Below are 12,928 nucleotides of genomic sequence, written 5' to 3'. Positions count from 1 at the left end.
ACGCTCGACTGCGTTGGATCTGGCCCTTGTAGAGTCGAGCCATGCTCGACTGCTTTTGCCAGCAGCAGTCGAGCATGGCTCGACTCTACAAAAAGCCATAAGCCGCCGAGCCTGGGATCGGTTCTACACTTCCGACGGCGCCGCGCGCAGCCCGCTGAACACCGATTCGGCAGCGAACCCCACGCCACCCAGCAGCACGCCGAAATACACCACCGTGGCCACAACAAAGCCGTACCCAGCGGCCACCGCCGCACCATCGCGCTGGATGAAGCCAATCGCAAAGGACATCAGCGCCAGCGCCGGCAAGGTATTGCTGAACGGAATCGGCCCGGCCGGCGCCATCAGCAGCAGGGTCGCGAACACCAGCATCAGGTTGTTCAGGCGCATCATCTTCTTCGAGCGCACCATCACTGCCAGCCGCATCGGCCGCGACAACCGCTCCATGCGGTGCACCCACTTCAGCGCACGGCCCAGGTTGGCCTTCAGCTTGTCGGTGGCGATCTCGCGGCGTGCCAGCTTCTGCGGCACCCACAGCGGCCGGTTGCGTACGCGGCTCAGGCCGATCAGCAGGATCGAGGCACCAAACACCGTGCTCAGCCCCGGAATCGACACCGGAATGATGAAGATGGCCGAGAGCAGGATCACGATCAGCAGCAGGCCTTCGTCGCCCAGCGCACTGAGCAGGGTGCCGACACTTACCTGGTCGCCGGGCAGCTCGTCGATCATCTGCTCGATCTGCTGGGCCAGGGGTGCGCTGTCATTGGTTTCGGGGGCACGGTAGGTCATGCGTCGCAAGGTTCTCCAGGGAAGGGCGGTCAGCGGGCCGTCCTGCGGTGGGGGACGCACAGGCTCCCGCAGTATCCCGGCCAACGTGGGCAAAGAGGTGAACCGGGCATGAGGGGTTAAACTGGCGTGCCCCGCACGAGTTGAACGCAATGGACATGGGCCGCAGGCAATCGACCATCGAACTGGTCGCCATCGATATGGATGGCACCCTGCTGGACCCCACCCACACGCTCACCGCGCGGGCCAAGCAGGCGATCGCGCAGGCGCGCGCGCTGGGCGTGCACATCGTGCTGACCAGTGGCCGCCCGGTTCCCGGCCTGGCACCGTTCCTGCACGAGCTGGGCATCACCGGCGACGACGACTACTGCATCGCCTGCAATGGCGGCCTGGTGCAGCGCATCGGCACGCGCGAAACCGTGGTCGAGTATCCGCTCAGCTTCGACGACTTCCTGTTCTGCGAGCAGGTGGCCCGCGACCTGGGCGCGCACTTCCAGGCGCTGGACAGCCGGCGCATGTATACGCCCAACCAGGACATCAGCTACTACACCGTGGCCGACTCGCATCTCTCGCGGATGCCGCTGTCCTACCGCCGCGTGGCCGACATGGACCCGTCCATGTCGTTCATCAAGCTGATGATGATCGACGAACCCGACGTGCTGGATGCCGCCATCGCGCGCCTGCCCAGCGAACTGACCGAGCGCTTCGCGGTGCTGAAGAGCGCACCGTTCTTCCTGGAAGTATTCGACCACCGCGCCGGCAAGGGGCCAAGCCTGCAGAAGCTGGCCGAGCACCTGGGCATCGACCGCGCCAACGTGATGGCCATCGGTGACCAGGAGAACGACCTGACCATGCTGCAGTACGCCGGTACCAGCGTGGCGATGGGCAATGCCATCGACGCGGCGAAGGCGGTGGCGCGGTTCGAGACCACCAGCAATGCAGACGAAGGCGTGGCGCGCGCCATTGAGCGTTTCGTCCTGCAGTAACCGCGCGTCCCTATGCCCTGGTAGGTGCCAACCTTGGTTGGCGCACGCACACCGTATGCGCCGACCAAGGTCGGCCTCTACCATGTCCCATCCGCCCTGGTAGGTGCCAACCTTGGTTGGCACACGCAGACGGCAAGCGCCGACCAAGGTCGGCCTCTACCGGGTCCCGTCCGCCTCGGTAGGTGCCAATCTTGGTTGGCACACGCGCACCGTATGCGCCGACCCAGGCTATACCCACGTATAACCCACCCATCCCCATCGCCATCCGCGCTGTACCACCGCGCAATGGCGAATGCGGCACTGCGATGCAAGAATTTCGCACGTCGAAATCACCCCATCGAATCCCACGGCAGATGATCGCCTTCGTCTGCTGACCGGCGCGCACCGCGCCGTCACTCCCTCAACGCAATCGCATTGCCAGCCAGGGCGCCGACACCGGTGCTGCAACGCGCTGGGCGTGCGCCTGCGCCGCTCTCTCCCTGCACCTGGATCTGCCCATGAACACCCCACCCACGACGCGCCTCGCTCTGGCCGTCATCACGGCCATCACCGCACCTGCGTACGCCGCAGAAACGCACGATGCCGCGCATGACACCCCCACCACCTTGAACGCGCTGCAGGTCATCGCCACGCCGCGCGGCGCGGCCGTTGCGCCTACTCAGGTGGTCGGCCCCAACCGCTACGTCATCAAGGCTGAAGACCTCGACGCGATGGTCACCGGCAACAACGGCCTGGCCATGCTCAAGCAGGTACCGGGCGCCAGCTACACCGCCACCGATGGGCTGGGCCTGGATATCTCGGCCACCAGCCTGTTCGTGCGCGGCTTCCGCATGAACGAAATGGGTATCACCTTCGAAGGCGTGCCACTGAACGACAACGGTTTCCTCTCGCTCACCGGCACCAGCGTGGTGAACGTGGGCGTGCCCGATGGCATCGGCGCGATCACGGTCAGCCCCGGTGGCGCACCGGTCAGCGTGTTCTCCAGCAGCGTCAACGGCGGCAGCCTGGAATACCGCCTGCGCGAGCTGCAGGACACGCCCAGCCTGCGCGTGAAACAGGGCGTGGGCAGCAACAACACGTTGGTCACCACCGTGTCCGGGCAGAGTGGCCAGCTCGGCGAGCATGGCCCGAAGGTGCTGGTCGACCTGCAGCGCGTGTCCGCCGACAAGTACCAGGGCGAGGGCACCCAGAACTTCCTGCGCGGCGACCTGAAGCTGCAGCAGGACGTTGCCTGGGGCGACTTCACCGTGTTCCTGTCCGACAGCAAGGCCAAGGTCTGGGGTTACAACAACATTTCGTTCGACATGATCCGCAAGCTGGGCTGGAAGGCCGACATCTTCTATCCCGATTATGCCTGGGCGTGGTACGTGGCCTCGCCGGAGAATGCGGACAAGTCCTGCGGCGCCTATACCTGCGGTGAGCTGTCCGAACTGATCCCGTACGACACCGGCCAGATCACCCGCGACCGCGTGTCCTCGATCAACCACCGCTTCCAGATTGCCCCGGCGCTGAGCGGCAACGTGCAGCTGTACAACGCCAACAGCCACACCCAGGCCACGCTGACCGATCCGACCGTGCCGTCGCCCAACGGCGCACCGTTCTCCGAACAGGTGCAGACGCCGCGCGTGAATCGGCTGGGCGGCATGCTCAACTTGCAGTTCGAGACTGGCGCGCACACCTTCACCGCCGGTTTCTGGCAGGAGAAGAGCAAGGCCGCGGCCAAGACCGAGTGGTACCAGCAGCCGCTGCTGGGTGAGGGCCCGCCGCTGAAGGCCACCGGTCCGTTCGATGTGTACGGTCCCGCGTTCAAGACCGACAACGCATCGAGCTGGGTGACCCACTCGCGCCAGTTCTACCTGCAGGACGACATCGTGTTGAACGACACGCTGAAGCTGGGTGTCGGCTTCAAGGCCGTGGACTTCCGCACCAGCGGTGGCGGCCTGGGTGACGCCAAGGATCGCCCGGTGAACGGCACGCTGCGCGCGAAGAGCAACTTCCTGCCGCATGTCTCGCTGTTCTGGAGCCCGACCGAATCCACCGATGCCTTCATCGACCTGGCCAACACCATGAACGGCTACCGCGTGGCCCAGCGCGGCAACATCGGCTACACCGCCTCGGCGTGGACCATCACCGACCAGGAAGAGTTCGACCGCGTGGCCGGCACGCTGCGCCCGGAGAAGAACTGGAACCTGACCGTCGGCGCGTCGCATCGCTTCGACCGGCTGACGATCACCGGTGACGTGTTCTACAACGACATCCGCAACCGCCTGCTGTCGGCGGCCATTGGTACCCAGTTCGCGCAGATCAACACGGTGCGGCTGATGCCGAAGATGCACGTGATCGGCGCCGACCTCGGCATCACCGCCGACCTGACCGACCATCTGCAGTTCTACCAGGGCGTGGCCGTGGCCCGTTCGTACTACGACAGCGATTTCGTGGTGGGCGATACGGTGTATCCGATCAAGGGCAATGCCCAGCCGGGCTACCCGCAGATCTCGCTGGTCAGCGACCTGTCCGCCCACTTCGGTGACTGGCGCTTCGGTGCCACCAGCACCTCCTACCTGCGCCAGCCCTTCACCTACGAGAACGACATCCGCGTGCCGACCTTCTGGCAGGTCAACACCTATGCCGCCTACCGCTTTGGTGCGGACAGCGCCGTGCCCGGCCTGGAGCTGCGGCTGGACGTGAGCAACCTGTTCAACCGCCACAACATCGGTACCGCCACCATCGCCGGCTCGTCGTTCTCGGGGGATTACCAGACCCTGCAGCGCAGCGCGCCCCGGCAGCTGATGTTCAGCACCTCGATGACCTTCTAAGTAGATCCACGCCATGCGTGGATGCACTTGGCGGCCCCAGGCAGGTGCTCGGATCCGCCCACAAACCCGCCTTGCGCAATCAACAGGGATTTTCTGGCGGCGACGCAAGGTTCCCACAATGTTGCTGGGTCATGCTGTCGGCATGGCTCAGTACAACCCGCGATCACCGTTGTTCGGCATACGGAGTCATGGACGGCCCCGGCAGGCGCTGTCCGCGGCGCCTGTGATCGACCTGCAGGCCGAGTACCAGTTCTGGCACGTGTACGAGCGCGTGGTCCGCCCGCTGCCCGGTGGGGGGCTGCGGCTGGCCTGGCTGGTGTGCCAGAAGGTGTATCGGGACCGGTGGCAGCACCCGGACGACAGCGACGAGGCGGCGTTGTCGCGGGTGTTGTTCGGCGGGAACATGACGGCTGACCGGGCGTCGGAGCTGGCGGAGCTGCACGCGCTGGTCAGCCGTCGGGTGGCGTTGCTGGCGAAGCGTGGGCGGGTGGATTCCGCGGCCTGATGCGTGGGGGCCGCTCCCGGCGTGCCGAGCTGCCATGACCCGCTCTGGCACCATGGCACCATCCGTCGCCGTGACCCGCTGTTGGTAGAGTCGACTAACAGTCGACTCAACCAACGACCACTCCGAACGGTGCTCCTAGGGCTTTCCCCGATCCAACTGCCGATAGCCAATCGCTTCAGCCAGATGCGCCGTCTGGATCACCTCGCAACCCGCCAGATCCGCAATCGTGCGCGCCACCCGCAGAATCCGGTGCATCGCCCGCGCAGAAAGCTGCAGGCGCTCAATCGCCTGCTCCAAAAGATCCTGATCGGCCTCGCTCAGCTTCGTGCACGCCCGCAGCGCCGCCGGCGGAAGGTGCGCATTGAGCGCGCCACGCGCCTGCTGCCGGGCGTGCGCGGCTTCCACCCGTGCACGTACCGCAGCACTGGGCTCACCCAGTGGCGTGCTCTCCCGCAACTCCACTGCGTCCATACGCGCCACTGTGATATGCAGGTCGATACGGTCCAGCAACGGACCGGACACGCGCGCGCGATAGCGGTTGATACGTTCGTCGCTGCACAGGCAGCGATTGCTGCGGTCGCCGGCCCAGCCACATGGGCAGGGATTCATCGCAGCCACCAGTTGGAATCGCGCGGGGTACTGCACGCTGCGTGCCGCGCGGGCGATGCGGATGTGGCCGGACTCCAGCGGCTCGCGCAGGGTCTCCAGCGCGCTGCGGTTCCACTCTGGAAGCTCATCAAGGAAGAGGACTCCATGGTGGGCCAGTGATATCTCACCGGGGCAGGGCGGGTTGCCCCCACCTACCAGCGCCGCCGCACTGGCACTGTGATGCGGTGCCCGAAAGGGTCGCTGCCGCCACCGTCGTGGGTCCAGTCCTTCGCCACTCACCGATGCAATCGCGGCCAGCTGCAGCGCCTCAGTCTCTTCGGTATCCGGCAACAGGCTGGGCAGGCGCGAGGCCAGCAGTGTCTTGCCGCAGCCAGGGCTGCCGATCAACAACAGATGATGCCCACCCGCTGCGGCCACTTCCAACGCGCGTCGTGCGTGCGCCTGCCCGCGCACGTCGGCCAGATCGGGTAGTGGCAACGGTGTCGTGTCCACGCGCTCCACGGGCGGCAACAGACGCGGATTGCCCAGCCCGGCGCAGCACTCCAGCAGCGTGCGCGCTACACGCACATCGGCGTGCTCGGCCAGTGCGGCCTCCGCCGCATTGCCGGGCGGCACCACCAGAATGCGCCCGGCTTCGGCGGCCGCGATTGCGGCAGGCAGCGCGCCCGCCACTGGCCTCAGTTCACCGGTCAGCCCAAGCTCGCCCAGAAACTCGTATTGAAGCAGCGACTGCGGATCGACCTGGCCGCTGGCCGCCAGAATGCCTAGCGCAATCGCTAGGTCGTAGCGGCCGCCTTCCTTGGGCAGGTCGGCAGGCGCGAGGTTCAAAGTGATGCGCCGCTGCGGGAAGTCGAAGCGCGCGCACAACAAGGCGGCACGCACGCGCTCGCGAGATTCGCGCACGCTGGTTTCGGCCAAGCCCACGATCTGAGTGACAGGAAGGCCGCCAGAGAGATGCACTTCCACCCGCACCAGCGGGGCATCGACCCCGGCGCGGGCACGGCTGTAGACCAGCGCCAGGCCCATGTGTGGTTTCCCGTTTAGAGACATTGAATAGTGCAACAGCAATCGGCGGTCAGCCATCGGGGACTGCATCAGACGCGGCTAGGAAATGCCCTAACGTTGAATGAAAGTTGTGATGGGCAACGCAGCGACGCCCGTCACTTTGGACATTGAAGCAGGCGTTGATCGAGATGTGGGAAGTTGGAGTCAGTAGTCGGGTCCCGGGCAAGCCCGAATCATCGTGTACGAACGCACAGGCGAATCTTCTTTGGTTGATGGAACATCATGGATTCGGGGAATTCCAAGTTCCGGCTCTAAAGCGTTGCCTCATAGAAACGGGTCCACGTGACCAAAAGACGAGTAGCGCTAATCGTCAACCGTTGTTCCCGCCAAAGTGACGCATATGGCTGAAAATTAGATGTCCCAATGCGCGGCTGATGGGTGAATATGAAATTCAAGATCTGACCAAAACCCTTTACATCACGGTGTTTGCAAGTCTGCGAGAAAGGAATGGAGCGTCGATAGGAAGAATCAATTGTCATTTCATTGATGTCGGTGAAAGAAGAGTATCCAACACTGAGTCCATCGTGATCCGGAGAAGAACGGTAGAAATCCAAAAGTTCGATGCCTTGTTCTTATCTGCCTATCAGGGAGATTGCGACAGTAATGTCGGTGCGGCGTCTGGCAATTGGATGCCGCTGGTATGCAGTATCTCTGGCGGGCCGAAAGTAAGTCGCTCGTTCCACATGTTGAGAAATTGGTTCTCAGCCTGTGAGTCTCTAAGGATCAGTTTCCGGTTCTGGTGAGTACATGTGGAGCAATGATGTGTGCTGCCATTCCCTGCCGTTGGCGGTGCACGATGAAAATTATGAGAGGAATTTCTATGGCGAAGAAGTGATGGAGTGAGTTCAGAGGCTCAATTGCCCCATCTCCTGGGATCAGGAACATTTCTCCCCGGGGTGGTCTTATCCATCCTTCTCCGCGTACCAATCTGCGCGTCTGATCATTCAGATGCGCAGTGTGCCGCCGATTACCCAACCTTTGGCTGGGGTTGATCGGAAATTCGTAGTCAACCAAGGAGGAATGTCATGAATCGTGTACTGAATCTGCAGCGTTTGGCCTTCGATACCAATGTCAGCCTGATGGGCAATAGCTGCAGCAGCTCCACACACAGCTGCTGTGATGGCAGCGTAGAGGATCCGCGGCTGTAATAGCTGTTGCTGCATGACGTGTCGCCGCCGGCTTCCTAGGTGTCCCGGCTACACCACATGTATTGCCACACCAATCTGATCGATCTACCGCAAGGGATTCATCATCGACGCTATCGACCCAGCGACATGGCCGAGAGTGACTCATCGGCGAATCTCCTATCAGAAAGAGGATCCTTCATTGAATCGAGTTCTCAACTTGCAGAGACTGCTTGTGGAAAACACCGTGTCTGCGCTTGCCAACAGCTGTACCAGCTCCCAGCACAGCTGCTGCGCCACGCCTGTGGAAGGAGAGCGTTAACACAAGAGTCGTCAGCTGATCGTGTGATCCGCCAGCTGTCGTGAGTAAGTGCCAACTCAGGGGGCGCGCTCATCCAGGGACGATGAGCCAAGGAGAGTGACGCTACCTTGAGTCACTAAGGAGAGAAAGAATGAATCGTGTACTGAATCTGCAGCGCCTGTCTCTGGATACCTCGTTAAGCCTGATGGGCAACAGCTCTACCAGTTCGACCCATTCATGCTGCGGCCCCACGGAGGAGCAGAAACTGCAGTAGTTGACCTAAAGGAGGGCGCCGGATATCTGGCGCCCTCCCATGACAATGCCGGCTGCCAGTGCTCGGTTGGAGACTGCGGGCCGATCATCTCCAAGGATAGCGCGTGATGTCTTCCAGAAAACCTACGCTGCGCGAGCTGCGGCATGTTGACAAGGTCAACTTCATCAGCAGCGACGAGCGCTTCTACGAGCCGAACTACGAGCATTACAGGCCGAGCGATGAGCTAGTGTCGATTGTTGATCAGCTTCTAGTGGCGCATGGGCAAGGCTGGGGCATTCGCCGGATCGGAGTGTGGTCCCATGTCTTGCCACTCGCGAGGTCTGGCTCGCGGTCGCTTCCAGCTCAGGGTTGGAAGATCCATTTGTCAGCAATCGAAGATAACTGCAAGCAGATTCTTCAGCGTGTTGCTGAGCTTCTGCTTCAGCGTGATGTGGAGTTTAAGTTCGCCAACGACCGCCGCACGATGAGGATGATGACATCCAAGCGTTGGCCCCGAGGTGGATCTGGGAAGTTCATTACGGTCTACCCACATACGGAGACTGAGTTCAAAGAACTCATCGAGCTGATGTACCAAGAGGTGGGGGCGAATGTCGGATCTTACATCCTGTCCGACAAGCGCTACAAAGACAGCCGCTGTATCTACTACCGGTACGGCGGCATCATCCAAGTGAACCGTCTGGACTTCATGGGAAGAATGATCCCGATGCTTGTTTCACCGTCAGGAGACCATGTCCCTGATCATCGGACCCCGTACTTCGAGACTCCTGAGTGGGCTCAGGACCCCTTCCCTGCCGAGGAAGAGGAAACAGGGGAGATGGTCTTGAACAACGGTCGCTACTTGATCGAGAGCGCGCTGGGCTTCTCGAACACTGGTGGAGTGTACCTGTCAAAGGACACTCTCACCGGTCGCCAAGTCGTCATCAAGGAGGCCAGGCCCCATGTGGAGCTCTATGAAAATGGCGGAGATGCAACCACCCGCCTGGAAAGAGAGATGTCGAATCTGAGCATCCTCAGTCCGCTGGGAGTCGCCCCTGCAGTCTTGGACTCGTTCTGGGATTGGGAGAATTTCTACCTCGTTGAGGAGCATTTCGATGCTCTCGACATGCGGCAGGTCATGCTCCAGTTCTCGCCGCTGATGACGGTGCGCCCAACGGTGGCAGACAGTGAGAAGTTCTATGGGATGTATCGAACGATCTTCATTAATCTCTTCAGAGTCGTTGATCTGGCGCATAGGGCAGGAATGGTTATTGGCGATCTGTCACCCCCAAATATTCTGGTTAAGAAGGAATCCCTGGAGGTGCGGTTGATTGACCTGGAAGCTGCATTCCGACCGTCTCATGGAGAATCCGACGACATCCATACACCTGGATTCAGAAGCAAGATGAAGAGCAGGACAAAGGTAAGCAGCATCGAGGATGACCTGTACGCAGTTTCGGCGATCATGATGTACTCCATGTTTCCGATCGTGGCGATGGCGTATGTCAGAGACGACCTCTTCGACAACGTCCTTCCCATTCTCGTCCAGGATATCGGCTGGGAAGGGACCCCGGTGCTCGATGTGATTCGTGGTCTCGCGCAGGGACGGATCGATCTTCGCGAGGCCGAAGAAAGGCTACAGGTAGGAGCCTCAATAGATGAGCCGTACGGTATGCGCGAGGCTTCTTCTGAGCCAGTGGAGCACTTGATAGAACGGTTGTCTAGGTTCGTTCTGATGAACTATCGACTGAATTCGAAGTACACGCTGTTTCCTTGTGACCCCTTTGCTCTCTCCACAAATGCAACTAGCTTGGGATTTGGTTCCTCCGGCGTAATCTACGCACTCACACGCGCCGGTGCCGAGGTGGCCAATGAAGTACTCGAGCGGCACTTTTCGGATGCAGGACGTCTTCATGAGGCGAACACAGCGCCCGGTGTGCTGACGGGGCTGGCGGGAATCGGATGGGCCCATTTGGCCATGGGCTACGATTCTGTCGGGCTTGGCTTCATTGACATGGCCAACAGAAGTTCAGTTTCGAAAGGCCAGATCTCGTTCTACTACGGAGCAGCCGGCATCGGAATGGCGAATCTGGCAGCCTTTCTTGCCTCGCAAGTCACGAACTATCTGGAAACTGCCTTAGAGCTCGGTCTGCAGCTGAAATCATCTGCGGTTCGTACGGAGAACGGAATCTATTGGGAGGACGACGGCGTCATTCGAGTAGGACTCGGCTATGGTCAATCCGGAGTGGCGCTTTTCTTCCTCCGGCTGTCTCAAGTGACCGGCGATTCTAAGTGGAGGGCGATAGGAGAGTTGGCACTGGCCTACGACCTGTCGAAGGGAAACGAGCTGGAGGCAGGTATCACCACGTTTGCCGCCGCACCTACTGGCCTAACCACCTACGAACCCTACGTGGAGCAGGGTACCGCAGGCATTATAAAAGTCGCCATCAGGTACGGTCTCTGGGATGTAGTTGAATCTCTGGCCTTGGATCTCTACCGCAAGTATTCCGGATTTCCGGGTCTTATTTACGGCCTTGCCGGATTGATAGACACTCTGGTAGATGCCTATGTGTATTCAGGAGATGCAAAGTACCTGAATCTGGCCAATCGCCCTTATGAGGGGCTGACCGACATCTATGTTTTTGGCGACGATGACACAGCGGCGATACCGGGAGAGAACCTGTTTCGCATTTCCTGTGACTACGCCACAGGTGTTGCTGGGGCTATCCGGGCCTTGCATCGACTGAGTTCGCCGTATCCCGATGAATTCTGTCTGGACATCTTGGACGCCCCCTTCTTGAAGGTGCAGGCAGGCCATCAGCTGGGCCCTACCCTCATGGAAGGGCCTGAGTGGGGAATAGGGCAAGAATGAGTACGCCGAGCGGCAGCACTGCGGTGGATCCTGGCCGCGGCCACACACCATGGCGTGACTTCTCGCGTTTGCTAGGCGAGAACCGGAATGAGTACGTGGCGGTGACGATCACCTCCTGTGCAATTGGTGCATTTGAAGGTCTGATACCCCCCCTCCTGATCAAGGCGATTCTTGATGAGGCGTCGTTGAGGGGCGATTTTTCGCGTTTGATGTACCTGATCCTTGGCTATCTTGCGCTAGGTGTGTCGCTCAACGTGGGTGCCTACGTGACTTCGCTTTGGCAGCAGCGATTGGACAATCGCATTGTGAGGCGAGTCAGTGAGGAACTTCTGCGCGTCTTCTACAGTGAACGCTACGAAGACTTCCTGCGAAACGGAGTGGGATACTACATTTCGCGGATCAGATCTGACGTAAAGGATGGTCTGGTACCAATGCTTGCCTTGGTCAGAGGAGTTGCAGTCAAGATCTCCATGCTTGTGGCCTTGGTCATAGCACTGCTCTACATCTCATGGAAGGCCTTCGCAGTTCTTGCCGCGATCATCCCAATTGCCACGATTGTCAGCTTGGTGGTCGGCAAACGCATCAGTGCTTTGACATCTACGGAGCGGGAAAAGGAAGCCCAGGTTCTGGTTGTCCTTGCCAGAGCTGTTGGAAGCCTGAAGATGGTGGGGACGTTCGGATTGACAAGCAAGACGTTGAGTTCGTTCGATAGAGGCATGCACGGCCTCTTGGATGCAGGCTACAGTCGATTCAAGGTGGTGCGCACACTTCAAGGCGCAAGTGATCTGACGATGGTTCTGTCGGATGTCTGCTCGATATTCGTTGGTGCGATATTTGTCTTTCAGAAGAAGATGACATTTGGTTCGTTCATTGCATTCATGAACGCATTCTGGCGTGCGGCTACAACCCTAATTGCCATCTTCAAGAACTGGGCAGATCTGAAGAGCTACGGCGCCACGGTTCATCGAGTTTCAGGGTTTCTTGAGTTGCGAAAATCGTCTGAATTTAAGTATTCAGAAAGTGTCATAGCCGATCGCTTGTCCTTTAGCTTCGGCCAAACCAGCGTTCTTCGAAATGTATCCACAGTCATTGATCGGGGGCAGAGGGTTCTCGTCACTGGTGACAACGGCTCTGGAAAGACCACACTTGCCAACATCCTCGCGAGGCACCTGCTGCCCACAGCAGGTAGTCTTTCACTGCCTGCACGAATCAGCTCATCCACTCTGCCGCTCGCATTTCCTCCTCTCGCCATAAAGGACCTTGGGGTTGACGTAGAGCTTCTGAAAACACTGGCTGTATTTTCTTCAGAGATTCTTGAGGCCTATCCTGACCAGCTGTCTGCGGGTCAGCAACAGAAGGTTGCCTTGGCCATGGCACTTAGCAAGAGGGCCGATCTCTATGTATTGGACGAGCCACTTGCGAACCTGGACGCCGGCATCCAACGTATCGCCATGGATATGATCATGACGATCACGAAAGGCAAAATACTGATAATGATCATGCACGGCGGAATCGAGTACCGAAATCTGTTTGATACAACTCTTGCGCTTGAGTCAGAGAGTGCTGGGACTATGGATGAGAACGCAGTCCAGCAGGCTTAGTCGGACCCCATGGGCC

Annotated in this window: 9 protein-coding genes; 7 read left to right on the top strand and 2 right to left on the bottom strand. The window is 60.1% G+C overall.

Annotated elements, in window-relative coordinates; genetic code table 11:
* Window positions 1-123: 123 nt before the first annotated feature.
* The gene (locus ACZLHH_RS22240; protein WP_049421123.1) at window positions 124-786 is read right to left on the bottom strand and encodes an exopolysaccharide biosynthesis protein; all 663 of its coding nucleotides are present in this window, start codon (window positions 784-786) and stop codon (window positions 124-126) included.
* A 149-nt stretch (window positions 787-935) separates the two neighbouring features.
* Here ACZLHH_RS22240 and yidA point away from each other — a divergent pair, with 149 nt between their 5' ends.
* The 3 genes from yidA to ACZLHH_RS22225 all read left to right on the top strand — a co-directional run bounded on the left by yidA (window position 936) and on the right by ACZLHH_RS22225 (window position 5,090).
* Window positions 936-1,769 carry a sugar-phosphatase gene (gene yidA / locus ACZLHH_RS22235; protein WP_180844611.1) on the top strand — a complete coding sequence of 278 codons (834 nt, stop codon included), beginning with the start codon at window positions 936-938 and terminating at the stop codon, window positions 1,767-1,769.
* A 497-nt stretch (window positions 1,770-2,266) separates the two neighbouring features.
* Window positions 2,267-4,585, top strand: coding sequence for a TonB-dependent receptor (locus tag ACZLHH_RS22230; protein ID WP_180844610.1), 2,319 nt, complete (start codon window positions 2,267-2,269; stop codon window positions 4,583-4,585).
* 118 nt (window positions 4,586-4,703) lie between these two features.
* The gene (locus tag ACZLHH_RS22225; RefSeq protein WP_180844609.1) at window positions 4,704-5,090 is read left to right on the top strand and encodes a hypothetical protein; all 387 of its coding nucleotides are present in this window, start codon (window positions 4,704-4,706) and stop codon (window positions 5,088-5,090) included.
* A gap of 135 nt (window positions 5,091-5,225) precedes the next feature.
* On the opposite strand, the gene ACZLHH_RS22220 is transcribed toward ACZLHH_RS22225, so the two are convergent.
* Entirely contained in the window at window positions 5,226-6,725 is a 1,500-nt protein-coding gene (locus ACZLHH_RS22220; RefSeq protein ID WP_180844608.1) for a YifB family Mg chelatase-like AAA ATPase, read from the bottom strand.
* A gap of 1,064 nt (window positions 6,726-7,789) precedes the next feature.
* Here ACZLHH_RS22220 and ACZLHH_RS22215 point away from each other — a divergent pair.
* The 4 genes from ACZLHH_RS22215 (at window position 7,790) to ACZLHH_RS22200 (ending at window position 12,912) form a co-directional block, all read left to right on the top strand.
* Complete coding sequence (locus ACZLHH_RS22215; protein ID WP_197573011.1) at window positions 7,790-7,912, top strand: class III lanthipeptide; 123 nt, start codon at window positions 7,790-7,792, stop codon at window positions 7,910-7,912.
* Window positions 7,913-8,340: 428 nt separating this feature from the next.
* The gene (locus tag ACZLHH_RS22210; RefSeq protein WP_197573012.1) at window positions 8,341-8,463 is read left to right on the top strand and encodes a class III lanthipeptide; all 123 of its coding nucleotides are present in this window, start codon (window positions 8,341-8,343) and stop codon (window positions 8,461-8,463) included.
* A 106-nt stretch (window positions 8,464-8,569) separates the two neighbouring features.
* Complete coding sequence (lanKC, locus tag ACZLHH_RS22205; protein ID WP_081352253.1) at window positions 8,570-11,311, top strand: class III lanthionine synthetase LanKC; 2,742 nt, start codon at window positions 8,570-8,572, stop codon at window positions 11,309-11,311.
* Complete coding sequence (locus ACZLHH_RS22200; RefSeq protein WP_071227696.1) at window positions 11,308-12,912, top strand: ABC transporter transmembrane domain-containing protein; 1,605 nt, start codon at window positions 11,308-11,310, stop codon at window positions 12,910-12,912. The genes lanKC and ACZLHH_RS22200 overlap by 4 nt, the downstream gene beginning before the upstream one ends.
* The last annotated feature ends 16 nt before the right edge of the window (window positions 12,913-12,928 follow it).

This window comes from Stenotrophomonas sp. 28608_Sma (assembly GCF_056486185.1).
The sequence above is the reverse complement of the archived record's forward strand: the minus strand, read 5'-3'. Positions and strand labels throughout refer to the sequence as shown.